This is a genomic window from Xanthomonas euroxanthea (assembly GCF_903989455.1).
Classification (GTDB): Bacteria; Pseudomonadota; Gammaproteobacteria; order Xanthomonadales; family Xanthomonadaceae; genus Xanthomonas; species Xanthomonas euroxanthea.
Genome location: NZ_LR861803.1, coordinates 735,717 through 754,547 on the forward strand (window position 1 = coordinate 735,717; position 18,831 = coordinate 754,547).

At 67.0% G+C, this 18,831-nt stretch carries 10 protein-coding genes and 1 pseudogene; 6 read left to right on the top strand and 5 right to left on the bottom strand.

The annotated features are described in order from the left end of the window. The first annotated feature begins 173 nt into the window (after nucleotides 1–173). Both cycA and H7A86_RS03110 read left to right on the top strand, forming a co-directional pair. Nucleotides 174–1,550 carry a D-serine/D-alanine/glycine transporter gene (gene cycA, locus H7A86_RS03105; RefSeq protein WP_104649257.1) on the top strand — a complete coding sequence of 459 codons (1,377 nt, stop codon included), beginning with the start codon at nucleotides 174–176 and terminating at the stop codon, nucleotides 1,548–1,550. 185 nt (nucleotides 1,551–1,735) lie between these two features. Then, complete coding sequence (locus H7A86_RS03110) at nucleotides 1,736–2,647, top strand: CorA family divalent cation transporter (RefSeq protein ID WP_119130553.1); 912 nt, start codon at nucleotides 1,736–1,738, stop codon at nucleotides 2,645–2,647. A gap of 202 nt (nucleotides 2,648–2,849) precedes the next feature. On the opposite strand, the gene H7A86_RS03115 is transcribed toward H7A86_RS03110, so the two are convergent. Continuing rightward, nucleotides 2,850–3,545, bottom strand: coding sequence for an AIM24 family protein (locus H7A86_RS03115; RefSeq protein WP_104583728.1), 696 nt, complete (start codon nucleotides 3,543–3,545; stop codon nucleotides 2,850–2,852). A gap of 536 nt (nucleotides 3,546–4,081) precedes the next feature. Here H7A86_RS03115 and H7A86_RS03120 point away from each other — a divergent pair. Continuing rightward, nucleotides 4,082–5,041 carry an arabinan endo-1,5-alpha-L-arabinosidase gene (locus tag H7A86_RS03120; RefSeq protein ID WP_119129539.1) on the top strand — a complete coding sequence of 320 codons (960 nt, stop codon included), beginning with the start codon at nucleotides 4,082–4,084 and terminating at the stop codon, nucleotides 5,039–5,041. Between the two features lie 147 nt (nucleotides 5,042–5,188). On the opposite strand, the gene treA is transcribed toward H7A86_RS03120, so the two are convergent. Both treA and H7A86_RS03130 read right to left on the bottom strand, forming a co-directional pair. Further along, nucleotides 5,189–6,862, bottom strand: a complete 1,674-nt coding sequence (gene treA, locus H7A86_RS03125; protein WP_115675961.1) for an alpha,alpha-trehalase TreA — start codon at nucleotides 6,860–6,862, stop codon at nucleotides 5,189–5,191. Between the two features lie 469 nt (nucleotides 6,863–7,331). Next, on the bottom strand, nucleotides 7,332–8,114 hold the full coding sequence (locus H7A86_RS03130; RefSeq protein ID WP_119130555.1) for a DUF72 domain-containing protein: 783 nt from the start codon (nucleotides 8,112–8,114) through the stop codon (nucleotides 7,332–7,334). A gap of 107 nt (nucleotides 8,115–8,221) precedes the next feature. On the opposite strand from H7A86_RS03130, the gene H7A86_RS03135 reads away from it, so the two are divergent. Together H7A86_RS03135 and H7A86_RS03140 are read left to right on the top strand one after the other, a co-directional pair. Further along, a complete protein-coding gene (locus tag H7A86_RS03135; RefSeq protein ID WP_119130557.1) occupies nucleotides 8,222–8,974 on the top strand; it encodes a DNA-formamidopyrimidine glycosylase family protein in 753 nt (250 codons plus the stop codon). Nucleotides 8,975–9,244: 270 nt separating this feature from the next. Continuing rightward, nucleotides 9,245–10,255 carry a hypothetical protein gene (locus tag H7A86_RS03140; protein WP_166767619.1) on the top strand — a complete coding sequence of 337 codons (1,011 nt, stop codon included), beginning with the start codon at nucleotides 9,245–9,247 and terminating at the stop codon, nucleotides 10,253–10,255. Nucleotides 10,256–11,152: 897 nt separating this feature from the next. Here the strand turns inward: H7A86_RS03140 and H7A86_RS03145 are convergent. Together H7A86_RS03145 and H7A86_RS03150 are read right to left on the bottom strand one after the other, a co-directional pair. Next, a complete protein-coding gene (locus H7A86_RS03145) occupies nucleotides 11,153–12,100 on the bottom strand; it encodes a GAF domain-containing protein (RefSeq protein WP_119129541.1) in 948 nt (315 codons plus the stop codon). A 314-nt stretch (nucleotides 12,101–12,414) separates the two neighbouring features. After that, on the bottom strand, nucleotides 12,415–15,294 hold the full coding sequence (locus H7A86_RS03150; protein ID WP_119130559.1) for a M16 family metallopeptidase: 2,880 nt from the start codon (nucleotides 15,292–15,294) through the stop codon (nucleotides 12,415–12,417). 382 nt (nucleotides 15,295–15,676) lie between these two features. Between H7A86_RS03150 and H7A86_RS03155 the strand changes: the two are divergent. After that, nucleotides 15,677–18,349: pseudogene (locus H7A86_RS03155) on the top strand (PAS domain S-box protein). Nucleotides 18,350–18,831 lie beyond the last annotated feature (482 nt).

The window sequence follows — 18,831 nt, forward strand, 5'->3', positions numbered from 1 at the left end:
CTCGATGAGAGCAGTGCCGGACGTGCGGATATCTGGCGCACCACGATGGGGCAAGCCGGCCACCTGCGCCGGCGCCCGCAGTAGCCTACCCGGCACGGCGACGCAAACCGCTGGTGTGCGCTGCCGCGATCTCGTATTTTTGACGGCTTGTTCACTTGCCGGTGCCGTGCCCCATGTCTGATCCGTCCGCGCCCGATCATCTGCAACGTAGTCTCTCCAATCGCCACCTGCAGCTGATCGCCATCGGTGGCGCGATCGGCACCGGGCTGTTCATGGGCTCGGGCAAGACGATCAGCCTGGCCGGCCCGTCGATCCTGTTCGTGTATCTGATCATCGGCGCGATGCTGTTCTTCGTGATGCGCGCGATGGGCGAACTGCTGCTGTCCAACCTGGAGTACAAGTCGTTCATCGACTTCTCCACCGACCTGCTCGGGCCGTGGGCCGGGTTCTTCTGCGGGTGGACGTACTGGTTCTGCTGGATCATCACCGCCATCGCCGATGTCATCGCGATCGCCGCCTATGCGCAGTTCTGGTTTCCGGGCCTGGCGCCGTGGATCCCCGCCATTCTCTGCGTGCTGTTGCTGCTGAGCCTGAACCTGGTGACGGTCAAGTTGTTCGGCGAGATGGAGTTCTGGTTTGCGCTGATCAAGATCATCGCCATCTGCGCGCTGATCATCACCGGCGCCGGGCTGGTGGCCTGGGGCTTCCGTTCGCCGTCGGGCAACGTGGCCTCGCTGTCGAACCTGTGGAACGACGGCGGCATGTTCCCGATGGGCATTGGCGGGTTCTTTGCCGGGTTCCAGATCGCGGTATTCGCCTTCGTCGGCATCGAGCTGGTCGGCACCACCGCTGCGGAAACCGCAGACCCGCGCCGCAACCTGCCCAAGGCGATCAACTCGATCCCGGTGCGCATCTTGATCTTCTATGTGCTGGCGCTGGTCGCGATCATGGCGGTGACGCCGTGGCGGCAGGTGGTGGCCGACAAGAGCCCGTTCGTGGAGCTGTTCGTGCTGGCCGGCGTGCCGGCGGCTGCGAGCCTGATCAACTTCGTGGTGCTGACCTCGGCCACCTCCTCGGCCAACAGCGGCATCTTCTCCACCAGCCGCATGCTCTACGGCCTGGCCGAGGAGCAGCACGCGCCCAAGGGCTTTGCCAAGCTCTCGCGTGCGGCGGTGCCGGCACGCGGCCTGCTGTTCTCCTGCCTGTGCCTGTTGCTGGGCGCGATGCTGGTGTATCTGATCCCCAACCTGGTCACCGCGTTCACGCTGGTCACCACCTTGTCGGCGGTGCTCTTCATGTTCGTGTGGTCGTTGATCCTGTGCGCCTACATCGCGTACCGGCGCAAGCGGCCCGAGCAGCACGCGGCCTCGGCGTTCAAGATGCCCGGTGGCGTGTTGATGTGCTACGTGTGCCTGGCGTTCTTCGCCTTCGTCATCGTGCTGCTGACCTTGCAGGCCGATACGCGCCAGGCGCTGCTGGCCAGCCCGGTGTGGTTCCTGATCCTGGCGATCGGCTATGCGGTGAAGCGGCAGCAGGCGCGCAGCGGCTGAGCGCTCGCACGGCCGATACATCCACCGAAGACATCCTCAAGGCCCCGCATTGCGGGGCCTTGGCGTGTGTAGCTGCACGGCGCCGAGATAAAGGCCACTGGCAGCTAAGCGCGTTGTGCGCGTGACGTTGACGCGGATCGGATGGAACGGGATGCTCGCCGCCATCCATCGCCACGGCCCACCGCATGATCACCACGCACCCGATCGCCACAACGCAGCACACACAAGGGTGCTGGGTCGACCTGTGCCAGGCCAGCGCGCAGGAACTGGCGCAGGCCGCAGACACGGTGGGGTTTGCGCTGCCGGATCGCGCAGCCATCGGCGAGATCGAATTCTCCAGCCGGGTGCGGCGCCAGGGCGAGGTGCTGTTTCTCAACGTGCCGCGCTTTCAGGACGACGATGGCCCGACCGCGCCGCTGGGCTTTGCGCTGTCGCCCACCATGCTGGTGACCCTGCGCGAGCAGCACATGGGTTCGCTGGATGCAGTAGCGGCGCAGCTGCAACATGACCCCTGCCATAGCGCCGACGATCTGCTGCTGCGCATCTTCGACCAGCTGGTGGGGCGGCTGGCAGACCGGCTGGAATCGCTGGAAGCCGAGGTCACCGACACCACCCGCCAGGTGTTCGACAACCCACACAAGACCAAGGACCTGGAGCGCATGCTGCATCAGGTCGGTGGCATGGGGCGGCGTCTGGGCGGGCTGCACAATGCCGGGCAGGGACTGCTGCGCCTGGTCACCTATCTGGACGGCACTGCGCCGGACTGGTTCGGCAACGATGCGGCCAAACGCATCGGCTTGCTGCACAAGGACCTGACCACCCTGAGCGAGTTCCAGCAGCACATGGACGACCGCATCGAGTTCCTGCTCGACAGCGTGCTGGGCATGATCAACATGGACCAGAACAACGTGATGAAGGTGATGGCGGTGGCGTCGGTGGTCGGCATTCCGCCAACGGTGCTGGTCGGCATCTGGGGCATGAACTTCGCCTACATGCCCGAGCTCAAATGGCACGATGCCTACTACTGGGCGCTAGGCGTGATCGTGCTGAGCATGGTGGTTCCGCTGGCGTGGTTTCGCAAACGTGGCTGGGTGTAACGCATCAGAGCCATAAACCCGTAGGAGCGCACCCGGGCGCGACATGGCGTTACCGGTAAGTCCCTCGCGCCCGGGTGCGCTCCTACAAAGGGCTGGGGTGCGCAGCTGTCACTGCGCACCCGTATCGTGACTGGAAAACTGCCTAGCTGCGTAGCGTGCGACCAGGCGATGCGCCTTGCTGATTGCTACGGGGCGGGCTGGATCAGCCCTTGGCCTGGAAGCTGGCCTCTTCGTACGGCTGCACCACCACCCAGCCTTCGCCGGCAAAGCGCATCTGCAGGCTCTCGCCCGAGCCGCGGCCGAACAGCGTGCCGATCGACACGTCGGTCACCAGCTCCGGGCTCAGCGTGCCCGACCAGGCCACGGTGGCATTGGGGTCGGTGAACACCGGGCCGCTGGCGGCGGTGACCGGCAGGGTCAGCGGCTCGTAGTGCGAGGTGATCGCCACGATGCCGTGGCCGCTCAGGCGCACGTTGAACAGGCCGCCGGACAGCATGCCGGCCACCTTGCGCATCATCGTGATCTTGTGTTCGACACCGGATTCGAAGGCCAGCACATCGTTGCCGTTGACGAAGATCGCCTCGCCATTCAAGCGCAGCAAGGTCACCAGCTTGCCGAGGTCGGCCAGATACACCCGGCCCTGGCCTTCGGCCTTCATCAGCTGCATGCCTTCGCCGCTGACGGCCTTCTTCAGCAGATTGCCCAGGCCCTGTTCCAGCAGTCCCTCGCGGGTGAACTTGACGTTACCGGTACGCGCGACCATGGCGCCGGCCTTGGACCACACCATGCCGTTGAGGCGCACTTCCAGCAGGTGCGGGTTTTCCAGTTCGAACGGATCGGGGCTGACGTCCTTTTCCTTGGAATGGGCGAGAAATTCGTTGAGCGTGCGTACGGCCATGGGTCCATCCCGATGCGTGAAAGAGTGCGCATGATACGCGGCAGGCTGGTGTCTTCGAAGCGTACTGGTGTGCGAGTCGCTTTGCGTCTGCACAGATGGCGCGCTGATGTTGCGGCGCACATGGTGCGCAGTCAGCGCGTCGCGCGCGATGACAGCCACAAGCTGGCGACCATCCATCAGGGTCTGTGCGTCATGGCGAAGTGGTGCTGTAGCTTTTTGCAGCGTCATGGATGCGGGTTGTCATCGACGCACTGCACGACGATGAAGAGATAACGCCGATACGCCACTGGTGCAGTGACACTGTGCGCGCGCCACGCTCCGGCGTATGCAATCTCGGCTGCGTTACACAGTTCGGCACGAAGGCACGTCGCAAATAAAACAACTGCTCGGCCTGCGCCGTGCTTCTGGGATCGGCGTCGGATTCGTGGCATTGCGGCCGGGCTAGATTGCTCCTGCAGAAAACGTGTTTACGTTGTTCAAGGAGTGGGGCGATGCGCGTTGTTGGTGGTAGTCGAGTGGAAGGGGGCTGGTCTGGAATGTCGCTGCGTGGTGGCGCGATCGCGTCGTTGTTGGCCCTGGCCGCTGCTGCCGCTGGCTTGCACAGCGCACCCGCGCACGCGGCCGTGGGGCCGGGTGTGGTGAGCGGCGACACCATCGTGCACGATCCGTCGGTGCTCAAGCTGAGCGACGGGCGGTACTACATCTATGCCACCACCGGCGTGGTCACCAGTACCGACCGGACCAAGTTCAGCAATGCGGGCGCGATCTTCAGCAGCATGCCGAGCTGGGTGCGCAGCTACAACCCGGACAACCAGCTGTGGGCGCCGGATGTGTCCTTCCATGGCGGCAAGTATCTGATGTATTACACCGCCTCAAGATTCGCCACCAATACCTCGGCGATTGCGCTTGCCAGCAGCAGCACCGGCAAGCCTGGCTCGTGGAAGGATCAAGGCATCGTCTATACGTCCAAGAGCAGCGACGACTACAACGCCATCGACGGCAATCTGGTGGTGGATGGCAATGGCAAGTGGTGGCTGGCGTTTGGCTCGTTCTGGTCGGGCATCAAGCTGATCCAGCTCGATCCCGGCACCGGCAAGCAGCTGTCCGGCAACACGACGCGCTACAGCCTGGCAAGCCGGCCGTCCCCGGGCGCGGTGGAGGCGCCTTTCATCCAGCAGGCCAATGGCTGGTACTACCTGTTCGTGTCGTTCGATGCGTGCTGCAAGGGCGCCAGCAGCACCTACAAGATTGCGGTGGGGCGTGCGCGTTCGGTGACCGGGCCGTATCTGGATCGCGCCGGTGTGGACATGCGCAACGGCGGCGGCACGGTGATCCAGTCCGGCTTGGGCAGCATGCATGGGCCGGGCGGGCAATCGGTGTTCCGCGATGGCGACGGCGACATCCTGGTCTACCACTACTACGACGACCGCGGCGATGCGCGCCTGGGCATCAACCGGCTGGGGTACGACAGCAGTGCATGGCCGGTGGTGCAGTAGCAGCAGTCAATGGAGCACGCTGCGGCGCCTTGCAATGACGCAACGATCCGGCGATGCGTGTCGGAGTGATCGGCCGGCGCTGCCGACTGATCGACATGCGATGCCGCCAGCGGATGCCGGGCACTGCCCGGCAGCGCTGGTGCACATTCAGCGCGTGGCCGCTTCGGGCTTGCGCACGCGTTTGACAGGCGCCGGCTTGGTCGCCGTGTCCGGATACAGGTTCAACAGCATCAAGGTGACGCCGTTGGTCCAGCCGAAGCCGTCCTGCAGCGCGTATTCGCCACCGCCGCCGCCGGCCGCATCGGCTTCCAGCCCGTATTTTTCGACCAGCTTGTGCTCGCGCGCGAACAGCGCCTGCACCTGGGTGAGGAAGCGCTCGCCGATGGTGCGCGCCAGCGCGTCTTCGCCATAACGGCGCAGGCCATCCACCGCCACCCATTGCAGCGGCGCCCAGCCATTGGGCTCGTCCCATTGCTGGCCGGTCTTCACTGCGGTGGTGGCCAGGCCACCGGGGCGCAGCAGGCGCGCACGCACGGTGCTGGCGGTGCGTTTGGCATGCGCGTCGGTCGCCAGGCCGGTGAATAGCGGATACAGCGCCGCAGCGGTGACCTGGTCGCTGAGCTTGCGCGCCTGCCAGTCGTAGTCGGCGTAGTAGCCGGCCGCGTTCCACAGATGCGCATCGATGGCCTGCTTGCGTTGCAGTGCCAGCGCCGCGTAGTCCTGCGTGCATTCGGCACCGGGCTGCGCGCAGGCCTGGGCCAGCGTGCGCTCCAGGTGGTACAGCAGGCTGTTCAGATCGATCGGCACGATCGCGGTGGTGCGGATGGTGCGCAGGTTCTGCCCATCGGCCAGCCAGCGGCTGGTGTAGTCCCAGCCGCTCTCGGCACCGGCGCGCAGGTCGCGGTAGACCTCGGCGGCCGGGCGGTCACCGGCCTCGGCGGCGGTGCGGGTGTCGTGCAGCCAGGCTTCCGGGCGTGGGGTGTCGCGCTCGTCCCAATAGCGGTTGAGCAGGCTGCCGTCGGCCAGGCGCACCACATGGCGCGCGGCCTGGCCGGGCTGCAGGCCGTCGCTGCCCTGCATCCAGTAGGCGTATTCCTTCTGCAGCTGCGGCAGGTAGCGCTGGTAGACCGCTTCGCCTTCCACGCCGGCCTGCAGTTCCACCATGTAGGAGAAGAACGGCGGCTGCGAACGGCTCAGGTAGTAGCTGCGGTTGCCGTTGGGGATATGCCCGTAGGTGTCGATCAGGTAGGCGAAGTTGTCCAGCATCTGGCGGCTGAGCGTGGTCTGCCCGCTCTTCACCAGGCCGAGCATGGTGAAGTAGGAATCCCAGTAGTACACCTCGCGGAAACGCCCGCCCGGCACCACGTACGGATATGGCAGCGCCAGCAGGCTGCTGTACGGCGGCACGTGGGTCTGGCTGCGCACCAGCTTGGGCCACAGTTCGTCGATGTGTTCGCGCAGCGCGGTGTCCTGGCGGATCGCGTCGGTCTGCACCGGCGGCGACTCTTCGAAATTGGCATCCACGAACTTGCGCAGGTCAAAGCCGGGGTGATCGTGCTGCGCCAGATAGTCGGCGTTGATCAGCGCCGGGTCGCGCAGCGGCAGAAAGTCGACGAAGTGCTTCTGGTCGTCGAACAGCTCGCCGCGCTGCACCGCCTGGAACAGTTCCGGGTAGGCCAGGTCGGGCGTGGGCGGGGTGGCCGCCGGGGCGTTGACGACCGGAGTGTCCATCGGCGCGGCGGTCAGCGTGCAGGGCGCCACGAACATGCTCAGCGACAGGCCAAGCAGCGACGTGCAGCACGGGGGCGCGGCAGAACTCATGGCATCTCCAGAACGGGCAGTGACGTGCGGCATGGTAAACGACCGAAGTGGCGGGCGGGGCCGGACGAGGGGGTCGGCAGGCCGACAGACTTCGCACGGAGACGACAGGATTCAGCAAGGCGATCGGGCGCGGGACTGCAGGTGGTTGCGCCGGTTGCCTTGCCGATTCAGGCCTATCGGCCCGGATCGAGGCAGCTTGAGCCGCGTCCAGGCCGCGTCGGATTGCCGACATTGCTGCAAGATGCGCGCCACAGCGTGCGGCGGGTGCGCAGCGGAGTGAGCGACGGGCGGGGCGGCGCTGCCCGTGCACGGCAGCCGGTGCACGTGGGCAATGGCGGGCGTCAGGCGGCCTGGCGCGCCCGGCGAATGGCGGCGGCGTGGACGCACCGGGCTGCACCTGCGGCAGGCCGGGTCACGCCAGGCGGCCTGCCGTCTTCGTGTAGTCCAGGCGCACCTGGGTGTCCTTGCGTCAGCGTGGGCGCCGGCGACCGGTCTGCAGCAAACGTTGCAGGTGCAGCGCGTTGGGCACCGCCAGCCCGGCGGCGGTATTGTCGAAGATCACCCAGCGTTCTGCCTGTGGATGCGCCGCATCGTGCGCCGGTTTGCGCACCGCGTCGGCCAGTGCCTGCAGCGCACTGTCGTCGTAGCTGCTGTAGTAAATGCGTGGTGCGCCATGCCAGCGCCAGTACTGCGGGCCGGCTGTCGTCCCCGGTGTGGCGGCGTCCGGCACCGGTGCCGGGTCGGCGGCGCAGCGTGCGATGCGGTGGCGCGCCAGCAGCGCCTGTGCCTGCGGCAGGAACCAGCTGGCATGGCGCGGTTCGCAGACCACGCCGCCGTCCCAGCGCCGCCGCAGCATGGCAAAAAACCTGGCCGCCACTGCCGCATCGAAGACGGCGCTGGGCGGCAGTTGCAGCAGCAGGCAGCCCAGCCGCGTGCCAAGCGCGCCGGCCTGGGCGAGGAATGCATCCAGCAATGGGCCGGTGCCCTGCAGGCGTGCATCGTGGCTGATGCTGCGTGGCAGCTTGACTGAAAAGCGGAAATCCTCCGGCACGCTGTCGGCCCAGCGTGCATAGGTCCCGGCACGGTGCGGGCGATGGAACGAGGAGTTGATTTCCACTGCATCAAAACGTGTGGCATAGCGCTGCAAGACGCTGGTGCCATCGCCGAATGCGGCGCGGTCGGCGGCCGGAATCGACCAGCCCGCGCAGCCACAGCGCACGCGCGGCAGGGCGACGGATGAACGAGCTTGCATAGGGTGTGCGCAAGTCCAGTGGGCAGCACTCTATGCATGCGCGCGCGTCAGCGCCGCGTGTGCACCGCGCTCACGGGCGACTCACCGACGACTTCGATACTGGGCACATGCCAGAAGGCCCCTCCCTTGTCATCCTGCGCGAACAGACCGAGGCGTTTGTCGGTCGCAAGATCCTGCGCGTGTCCGGCAACAGCAAGCAGGACATCGCGCGGCTGGGGCAGCAGAAGGTGCTGGCGTTACGCAGCTGGGGCAAGCACTTCCTGATCGAGTGCGCGCAGTTCAGCGTGCGCATCCACTTCCTGTTGTTCGGCAGTTATCGCATCGACGAAGACAAGCCGAATGCGGTGCCGCGCCTGTGTCTGGAATTTTCCAAGGGCCAGCGCCTGAATTTCTACGCCTGCTCGGTGCAGTTCATCGAGCGCCCGCTGGATGAGGTCTACGACTGGACGGCCGATGTCATGAACCCGCACTGGGATGGCGCGCAGGCACGGCGCAAGTTGCGCGCCGCGCCCAGCATGCTCGCCGCCGATGCATTGCTGGACCAGGACATCTTTGCCGGCGTCGGCAACATCATCAAGAACGAAGTGCTGCATCGCATCCGTGTGCACCCGGAAAGCCCGGTGGGCGCGTTGCCGGCGCGCAAGCTTGGCGAGCTGGTCACCCAGGCGCGCGCGTACAGTTTCGATTTCTACACCTGGAAAAAAGCCTTCGTGTTGAAGAAGCATTACCAGGTGCATACCAAAAACAGCTGCCCGCGCGACGGCGCGCCGTTGCAGTATCGCAAGCACCTGGGCAAGGCCGGGCGGCGGGCATTCTTCTGCGAGGTCTGCCAGCGGCTGTACCGCTCGGAGGACGGCTGAGGCGGGTCCCGCACCAGCGAGCGTGGTCGGTCGTGATGGGCGTGCGCCCGGTGCACGGCAGGAAGGATGCGTGCCGTTGGGGCAGTGGCTGAGGCCGTTGGCAGGCGCTGCAATGACCCGCCGTGCTTGCCAATGTGAATGGCGGCTGGCGTTTGCCGCCCAAACAACGAATTTCAAACGCGCGCTGGCGCCGCGCCCGCTAGATTTGCGCATCCTGCACCGGGTTCACGGTGCGCGCACGCATCCCCCATCTCATCGGTCTCCCGCATTGTGATTACCCGCAGGAAGGAAACGCTTGTCCCGCATGTCGCTGCTGTCGCATGCACGGGCGCCATCCTGTTCTTTCTTGCCTGTCTGTTGCTGTACATGCCGCCGCCGCGCGACCCGGTGCGACGCGACGACAGTTTGCAGGTGTATTTCGTGCCGCGTCCGCAATTGACGCTGCCGGCGCCGGTGACGCCGCCGCCGCAACGCGACCCCACACCGCGCGTTGCGCCGGCCGCGGCCTCATCCGCCCGCACTGCGCCACCACCGACACGCACCCCGCCGCCGCAGCGGCAGGTGGCGGCCGCCAATGCGCCGGCTGGCGAGTCGATGGCGGCCCAGCTCTACACCGGGCAAGGCCGCTTGCGCATGCCGCGTGACGCGCAGGTCGACCCGATGGCGCAGCCCGGTGCAGCGCCGCCGGGCATGACCGACGAACGCGCGCAGGCCAAGGCGCGCAACGTGATGGAACGGGTCAATCCGGTGCAGTACCAGGACACGCGCTTTGCCAAGGACTGGAAGAGCGACGGCACGCTGGGCGATGTGGCGATGCAGGAAATGAATCGCGGCATGAAGAAGTTCAACGACATGCTCAACGGGCCGCAGACGCAGGTGGCCAAGGCGCGGCCACCGCCGGATGTGCGCTTCAACCCCGCGTTGGCCGGCAACCAGGCCGAGATGGGCAGCGAAGCGACCGGCGATGCCTACAAGGCCGCGCCAATCGCGCACGAGACGCCGCCCGACCTCAAGGGCGAAGCCAGCCGCCGTATCCGCGAGGCGCTGGCAGCGCTGGAACAACGCAGCGCGCGCTGCGATGCGTCCAAGCGCAAATCCCTGTTGTCGCCGGTGCGTACGCATCTGGGCGACCTGGAACGCGCCGAACACGCCTTGAACAACGGCGCCGACCCGGTGATGGCCGCGCAGATGCTGCCGCGCCAGGCCGATAGCGCCTACGACCTGGCCCGCCGCGCGCTGTGGTATGCGGACCGCCAGTTGAAGCAGTGCGCGATCGGGTGAGTGGTTCGGTGAGCGCGTTTGCCTGCTTTGCGCTGTAGGTGGCTGACAGCACCTTTAGAACGCTGCTGACAAAACGACTGAATGTCAGGGCGTCGCGGTATCTGGGTGTAGTCAACAGCTCGGCGAGTCGAGTGCGCGGTGCCTTACCGCTTGTGGGACACGCCGTGAACCGGTCCCGCAACCGGCGAGGGCACCGCACCAGACAGTTGGTCGGCGCTCATCTGAAAAGCTGTCTGTCGTGCGGTGTGCATCAGACCTGGAGCCGATGCTTCGATGATCGAACAAGACGTATCCGGCACCGCTCTTGCCATGCACACCGACCATCCCGACTGGTCCTTGCCCGCCTACCGTCGCGGGACCTTACGCGGCATGGATGCCGCGTAAAAGCCTACAAGGATGTACTTGCGGCGTGTCCTGCGATGGTGGGCGGGCAAGGACTCTGCAGCCAAACCGCAGCTCCGCGGCTCTGCAACCGACTCACCCACACCGCTCAATCACCTGGTCGCCGCGCGAAGTGGAAGTGGACGAGTGAGGAAGGTGGTGTGGTCGGAGACAGCCAGGAGCTATGAAAGCTTGCATGCCAAGCGCGCCGCACGAGCGCGTAGCAACCGCACCCTCATCCGGCGCTGCGCGCCACCTTCTCCCGGTGGGAGAAGGGAAGCGTCCCGACAGGAATTGAAGAAGTAAGGCAGTAATTGAAGAAGTAGGCAGTCTTCGTCAGATATCGCAAATAGACCCCCTCCCGCCGGGGCGAGAAGGCACGGCTTTCGCAGCGAGGGCGCGTGTGCCTTGGAGCGCCCGCGCCGCAAGCGCGGTTGGAGGCGCGCAGCGGAAGGTGTGAGGGCACGTCTATGAAACGGCGGATCAGCCGGCAGCCGGACTGTCGCCCGCGCTACATCAGGCGCTGAGTCCGTCCTGCGCCAGACTCTGGCGGTAACGGTCCTTCTCCGCACTCAGCGCGACTTCGGCACGTAGGAACACTTGCCCGATCGGCTCGTCGCCGCGGGTTGCCTGCGCCTGGCCGATCAGCACCGTCAGGCCGTGGGCATGCTGTTGGTGGGCGATATCGCGCAGGCGCTGCAGCTTCTGGTCGGCATCTGCGCCGCGCAGCACGGCGATGAATTCGGCACTGTCGGTCACCCGGTCCACGCTGTCGCCGTCGGCTTGTGCCTGCGCTGCCAGGGCCTGGTCGAGCTGTTGCAAGGCGCGGCCCAGCAGCCGCTCGCTTTGTTTTTCGGCCAGCGCGGCCAGTTCCTGCACTTCCAGGATCACCAGGTAATAGCCGGTGTCGGCGGCCGCCGGGGCGGCAACCGGTGCCACCGGCTGCAGGATCGCTTCGCGCTCGAGCTGCAACTCGCGCTTGCGCTCGTCCAGCAGGCGCATGGTGACGCGTGCCAATGCCTGCAGCCCGGTGCGTTGCATGTCGGTGAGCGTGCGCGGCTCGGTGTCGAGCACGCAGACCGTGCCCAGGGCCACGCCGTCGGAGGTGACCAGCGGCATGCCGGCATAGAAGCGCGCACCGGTCTCGCCGGTGACGACCGAGACGTCCGCAAAGCGGCTGTCCTGGGTGAGGTCGGGCACTTCCATCAGTTGCTCTGGGCTGCGGATGGCGTGATCGCACACCGCCTGGCTGCGGTCGGTCTGCTGCATGCCCAGGCCGAGCTGGGCCTTGAACCATTGGCGGTCACGGTCGACCAGCGACATCAGGGCGATCGGTGTGTCGCACAGCGAGGCCGCCACCTGCACGATGTCTTGGTAGGTGTCCTCGGGCAGGCTGTCGACGATGCGATAGCCGTCCAGGACCTGTTGGCGAGAGGCTTCGTCAGCCGGGGGCATGTGCTTCATCGAATAAGCCGGGCAAGCGCGAACGAGAAAGATGCCACGATACCGGCGCTGCCGATAACGCGGCGTGGATATCGGCCACGCGCCCTGGCGTGACCTCACGGGCGGATCCGGATCCGCATCCATGTCGCACTGCGCAGGCGAGGAAGCAGGAACCGGCGGGCTGAAGCGCCGGGGGCCAGCTTGCCAGCCCGCGTGGGATGCCTGCGTCTTGCGCGCAGGAGCCGGGTACTGAGACGCACACACGCCATTGCGTACCGCGCACCTGGCGACGGCGCGGCTCGCAGGCCGCGCCGTCGGTGTGCGACTGATCAGCCTCAGCGCTTGACCGGCTTGCCGTCCACGTCCAGCACCTGCACCTCACCCAGCTTGAGCGCCCGCACCGGGGCCTCGATCTTCTTCAGGTCGCCCACGATCACCCAGGTCATCGCATTGGGGGCGATGATTTCCTTGATGGCGGCCTGCGCGGCCGGCTGGTCGATCGCTTCCAGGCGCGGCTTGAGCGTCTGCACGTAATCGTCGGGGCGGTCGAACTGCACGATGCCCTCGATCGCACCCAGCACCGCGCCGGTGGTTTCGAAGCTGCCGGGCAGGGCGCGGATGCGCTGGTTCTTGATCTTCTCGATCTCGTCGGAGGTCAGCGGCTTGTCGCCGATGACCGCGCTGGCTTCCTTGAGGATCTCGTTGGCCGACTCGGCGGTCTTGTCGGTCTGCACCGGCGCGGAGAACATGTACGGCCGCTGGCCCTGCGCATCCAGCATGCGGGTGCCGGCGCCGTAGGCCCAGCGCTTGTTCTCGCGCAGGTTCATGTTCAGGCGCGAGGTGAAGGTGCCGCCGAAGGCACCGTTGGCCACGCCGATCGCCAGGTTGTCCGGCGCCTTGGTGGACGGTGCGAGCAGGCCGGCCAGGATCACCGACTGCGGCGCATCCGGCCGGTTGATCAGGTACACGCGCGGCTTGGGCTGCGCGGCGACGTTGACCAGGTTCTTCTTCGGCAGGGGCGTGGCCGGCGCCTTCCAGTCGCCGAAGGCGGCATCGAGCTGCGGGATGATCTGCGCCAGCGTGGTGTCGCCGGCCACCAGGATGCGCAGGTTGTCCGGACGCAGCCACTGGCGGTGGAAGGCCTGCAGGTCCTGGGCATTGAGGCTCTTGATCGCCGCCTCGGTGCCGCTGCCGGTGAGCGGGATGCCGTAGGGGTGGTTCTGGCCGAACAGCAACGGCGGCAGCGCACGCAACGCCAGGCTGTTGGGCTGGGTCTTTTCCTGCGCAATGCCGGCCAGCCATTGGCCGCGGATGCGCTCGATGTCGGCAGCCTTGAAGGCCGGGTTGCGCACGATGTCGGCGAACAATTGCAGCGACGGCTGCAGCTGGTCGTTGAGCGCATCCAGCGAGGCGCTGCAGCTGTCCAGGTCGCAGCCGACCGCGGTGATCGCGCCCAGGCGCTGGCGACGCTGCGCCACTTCCACCGAATCCAGCGCCGCGGTGCTCTCGTTCATCAGCGCGGCGCTGAAGCTGGCGGTACCGAGCTTGTTGCCCTGGTCGGCCGCATAACCGGCATCGAACAGCAGCTCCACCTGGGTGACCGGAATGGTGTGGCGCTCGGCCAGGATCACCTCGATGCCGTTCTTCAACTTGCCGCGCTGCAATTGCGGGAAGCTCAGGTCGGGGAACTGGCTGGTCTGCGGCACGCCCTTGCCGCGGTCCAGTGTGGAGGCGGTGACGTTGTACTTGCCGGCGGCCGGCAGCTTGGGCACCGGCTTGCCGGGTTCGGCGCCACGGGCGACCACCGCCTTGTCTTCGGCGGCGGGGTCGAAGCCCTTGCCGGCCGGCAGCACGGTGAGCAGGTAGTCGCCCTTGCCGAACCAGGTGGCGGCGGTCTGCTTGACGCTGTCCACGGTGGCGGCCTGGCCGCGCTGCAGATCCTGCTTGTAGGCGCCCGGGTCGCCGCGATAGACCTGGCCCTCGGCCAGGATCACCGCCTTGCCACCGAAGCCGCCGACCTTTTCCAGCCCGCGCACGAAGCCGGCGCGGTAGGCCACCTGCGCGCGCTGCAGTTCGTCGGCGGTCGGGCCCTGGGCGATGAACTTCCTGAGTTCCTCGTCGATGATCGCCTCCACCTTGGCCGGGTCCACGCCGTCCTTCACGTCGGCCTGGATCTGCACCTGGCTGGACAGCGCGAACGGCTGGATCGCCGCGGACACGTCATCGACCAGATTGTCCTGATAGACCAGGCGCTGATACAGCCGCGAGGTCTTGCCGCCGCCGAGCACGGTGGTGGCCAGATCCAGCTGGATCGCCGCATCGCTGCCCAGTTGCGGCGCCACCCAGGTGCGATAGATGCGCGGCTGCGAGACGTGGTCGTGCTGCACGCCACGCTTCTGCGCGGCCAGCGGGGTCACCCACGGCTGCTGGCGTGCCACCGGCTTGCCGGACGGAATGTCGCCGAAGTACTGCAGCGCCTTGGCGCGCGCCTGCGCCACGGTGATGTCGCCGGCCAGCACCAGGGTGGTGTTGGCGGCGCCGTAGTTGTCGTTGAACCACTGTTTGACGTCGGCCAGCGAGGCCGCGTCCAGGTCTTCCATCGAGCCGATGGTGTCGTGCTGGTACGGATGGTTGGCCGGGAACAGGTTGGACAGGATGTTCTGGTCCACGCGGCCGTAGGGGCGGTTCTCGCCCTGGCGCTTCTCGTTCTGCACCACGCCGCGCTGGGTATCGAGTTCTTCCTGGCCGATCGCGCCAAGCAGGTGGCCCATGCGGTCCGATTCCAGCCACAGCGCGGTGTCCAGCGCAGTGGTCGGCACGGTCTCGAAGTAGTTGGTACGGTCGAACCAGGTGGTGCCGTTCATGTCGGTGGTGCCGACCTTTTCCAGCGGCGCAAAGAAGCTGCCCTTGTTGTTTTCCGAGCCGGAGAACATCAGGTGCTCGAACAGGTGCGCAAAGCCGGTCTTGCCGGCCGGCTCGTCACCGGAACCGATGTGGTACCAGATGCTCACCGCCACCACCGGCGCCTTGTGGTCTTCGTGCACCACCACGGTCAGGCCGTTGGGCAGGGTGAAGCGGGTGTAGCCGATCTCGGGGATGGCACTGCTGGCCGCAGGCTTGGACAGGCTGGCCGGGGCGGCCGCGACGGCGGGGGCAACGGGACCGGCAGCGGCGCCGAGCACACCGGCGATCAACAGGGACAGCGGACGCAGCATGTGACACTCCAGGGGCAAGACAATCGGCCGAGGGTAGTGGCTGGCTGGCGGCGTCGCAAATGCTGTCCGGCAGGGGGGGGCATGTGCGGGTGCCGGCAGGGCGGCAGGTGAACGAGGCCGGCTCGGGCGTCGGCCAGGGCGCGGCGGTCGGACCGGGCACCTTCGGGCGTGCCGGAGCGGCCCCCGATCCCAACCCGGGCCTGACGGCAAGGCGCGTGCAGGTGGCCTGGGTCATTCGCTCCCCCGCCGGGCGCGGTCGATTGCGCAGGCACGGCAAGTGCACCGGGCCGAGCAGCGAAGCCTTGCGACATTCAGATGCCAGCGGATCTGCCGGCGCGCACTGCGACCGCGCTGACCAGCCATCAAGCAGGCCCGGCCGCACATGCTCAAGTTGCCCGTCGCTTCGCCGTTACCTGGGGCGACCTACCTTGCCCAGACCTGACCTGCCGACCACGCCATGACCGTCCTGTTGCCGCCCGTGCCCGTTCCCGCCGACGACGCCTTGCGCGTGGAGGCGGTACGTCGGTTGGGGGTGCTGGACACCGAGCCGGAGGCCGAGTTCGACGATATCGCCTGGCTGGCTGCACACATCACCGGCGCCCCGATGGCGCTGGTGTCGCTGCTGGACGCCGACCGCCAGTGGTTCAAGGCACGTTGCGGCACCGATCTGGAAGGCACCCCGCGCGCCATGTCGTTCTGTTCCTATACGGTGATGGGGACCGAGCTGCTGGAAGTGCCCGATGCCGTGGCCGATGCGCGTTTTGCGCGCAACCCGCTGGTCACCGCCGCGCCAGGGGTACGTTCGTATGTGGGCGTTCCGCTGATCGGCCGCGAGGGCTATGCCTACGGCACCCTGTGTACGCTCAGCACCCAGTCGCGCCTGCTCGACGAGAGCCAGAAGCAAGGCCTGATCCGTCTGGCGCGCCAGGCGGTCAGCCAACTGGAGGCGCGCCGCGACCGGCTGGCCGCGCAAGCGCAGCGGCAGACCCTGAGCCGCCTGCTGGAAGCCATGCCCGATGGCGTGGTGTCCTGCGACAGCGACGGGCTGCTGCATGAGTTCAACCACGCCGCGCGGCAATGGCACGGCACCGATCCGCGCCTGTTGCCGCCATCGCAATGGGCGCAGCACTTCGACCTCTACACTGCCGACGGCAGTGCGCTGCTGCCCACCGAGGCCATTCCGCTGGTGCGCGCCTGGGCCGGCGAGCACGTGCGCAATGCCGAGATGGTGATCCGCTCCACCGGCCAGCCGGCACGCAGCGTGCTGTGCAATGCCGATCCGGTGGTCAGCGACCAGGGCGTCGCCCTGGGTGCCGTGTGCGTGATGCATGACATCACCCAACTGCGCGATGCCTCGGCTGCGTTGGCGGGCGAGCGCGCACGCCTGCAGTCGCTGGTGGACGCTTCGCAGGATGTGGCGATCATCGCGTTCGATCCGAACGGGCGCATCGAATTGTTCAATCCCGGTGCCGAGCGCCTGCTGGGCTACGCGGCGGACGAGGTGGTGGGCAGCTGCCCGGCGCAGTTCCATCTGCCGGCCGAGCTGGAGCGGCACATGGCCACGCTGGCGTTGTCGCCGCCGTCCTACCTCAAGCTGGCCGCCGCCGCCGCGGGCGATCAGCTGGAAGAAGAAATCTGGACCCTGGTGCGAAAAGACGGCGGACTGCGGCGCGTGCGGCTGTGCTTCAACATCATCCACGACGCACAGCAGGGGGTGTCCGGCTACCTGGCCATGGCCATCGACGTCACCGCCGAGCTGCAGGCGCAGGCCGCCGCGCAGCTGGCGGCGGAACACTTCAGGGGGGCGTTCGAAACCGCCCCGCAGGGCATGGCGATCGTCTCGCTGGACGGCGCCTGGCGCGACGTCAACCCGTCGCTGTGCAGCATCCTGGGATATCCGCGCGAGCAGTTGTTGCGCACCACCTTCCAGACCATCACGCATCCGGACGACCTGGATATGGACCTGCGCCTGGTGGAAGAGCTGATCGACGGCAAACGCGACAACTACAGCCTGGCCAAGCGCTACATCAGCCAGCAGGGCGCGCTGATCTGGGCGCAACTGTCGGTGTCGCTGGTGCGCGACAGCAGCGGCGCGCCGGTGCATTTCGTCTCGCAGATCCAGGACGTGACCGAACGCCATGTCGCCGCCGAACGCCTGGCCGAAAGCGAAGCGCGGCTGCGTGCGATCAGCGATGCCACGCCCACCCTGGTGGGGCACTACGATGCCGCCCAGCGCTGCCTGTTCGCCAACCAGGCGCACCGCGACTGGCTCGGCGTGGAGCCGGCCAGCCTGGTCGGCTCCACGATCACCCAGGTGCTGGGCGAGGACCTCGGTGCGGACGCGCGCGCTGCGCTGGCGCAGGTGAGCGCCGGGCAACGGGCCAGCTTCGAACACGTCCTGCGTGGCGGCGCGACACCGCGCGATGTGGAAATCACCCTGGTGCCGGAAATGCAGGGCACGGCGACGCAGGCACAGGGATTCTTCCTGATGGCGCACGATGTCACTGCGCACAAGTCCCTGCACCGGCTGATGCACGAACGCGCCACCCGCGATGCCTTGACCGGCTTGCCGAATCGCCACGCCTGGTCCGAGGCGCTGCAGGTCGCGGTGACCCAGGCGCAACAGCAGCAGTGCGCGGTCGCGGTGATGTTCCTGGACCTGGACGGCTTCAAACGCATCAACGATGTCCATGGCCACCGTGCCGGCGACGCGGTGCTGGTCGCCTTCGGCCGCTGCCTGCAGCAGGCCGCAGGCAGCCGCTATCTGGTGGCACGCCTGGCCGGCGACGAGTTCGTGGTGTTGCTGGACGACCTGCAGGATCCGCAGACCGAATGCGCCGCAATGGCAGAACGGATTCGCGCCGCGGCCGCAGCGGGCGCCGTGTTCGGGGAGCAGCATCTGCCGATCCACCCAAGCATCGGCGTCGCCTGGCAACGCGGCCAACACGCCGACGCTGCCAGCCTGATGCATGCGGCAGACGAAGCGATGTACGCCGCCAAACGCGCCCGCTGCGGCAACGCCACCACCCCCACCGGACGCGACGCCTCGCGCTGACGCAATGCATCCAGCACCACTCCCTTCTCCCCGGGAGAAGGCGCCCGCAGGGCGGATGAGGGCACGGTCGACCCGCAAAGCTGCATCAACCAGGAACATACCCTTCCCCCTCCGGGAGACAGTGCCCGCAGGGCGGATGAGGACACGGCCGACCCGCAAAGCTGCATCAACCAGGAACATACCCTTCCCCCTCCGGGAGACAGTGCCCGCAGGGCGGATGAGGACACGGCCGACCCGCAAAGCTGCATCAACCAGGAACACACCCTTCTCCCTCCGGCAGAAGGTGCCCGAAGGGCGGATGAGGGCACGGCCGACTCGCAAAGCTGCATCAACCACGAACACTCCCTTCTCCCTCCGGGAGAAGGTGCCCGAAGGGCGGATGAGGGCATGCCCTGCCCATAAAGTCGCGTCAGTCAGAAGTGCGCACTGCACGGATCGATGTGGCGCTGGCAATGCAATCGCATCGATCGATGGTCACTGTC

What these genes read in the sequence shown, in the direction of transcription:
- cycA (WP_104649257.1), top strand. Translation starts at nt 174, where the DNA reads ATGTCTGATCCGTCCGCGCCCGATCATCTGCAACGTAGTCTCTCCAAT.
- H7A86_RS03110 (WP_119130553.1), top strand. Translation starts at nt 1,736, where the DNA reads ATGATCACCACGCACCCGATCGCCACAACGCAGCACACACAAGGGTGC.
- H7A86_RS03115 (WP_104583728.1), bottom strand. Translation starts at nt 3,545, where the DNA reads ATGGCCGTACGCACGCTCAACGAATTTCTCGCCCATTCCAAGGAAAAG.
- H7A86_RS03120 (WP_119129539.1), top strand. Translation starts at nt 4,082, where the DNA reads ATGTCGCTGCGTGGTGGCGCGATCGCGTCGTTGTTGGCCCTGGCCGCT.
- treA (WP_115675961.1), bottom strand. Translation starts at nt 6,862, where the DNA reads ATGAGTTCTGCCGCGCCCCCGTGCTGCACGTCGCTGCTTGGCCTGTCG.
- H7A86_RS03130 (WP_119130555.1), bottom strand. Translation starts at nt 8,114, where the DNA reads ATGCAAGCTCGTTCATCCGTCGCCCTGCCGCGCGTGCGCTGTGGCTGC.
- H7A86_RS03135 (WP_119130557.1), top strand. Translation starts at nt 8,222, where the DNA reads ATGCCAGAAGGCCCCTCCCTTGTCATCCTGCGCGAACAGACCGAGGCG.
- H7A86_RS03145 (WP_119129541.1), bottom strand. Translation starts at nt 12,100, where the DNA reads ATGAAGCACATGCCCCCGGCTGACGAAGCCTCTCGCCAACAGGTCCTG.
- H7A86_RS03150 (WP_119130559.1), bottom strand. Translation starts at nt 15,294, where the DNA reads ATGCTGCGTCCGCTGTCCCTGTTGATCGCCGGTGTGCTCGGCGCCGCT.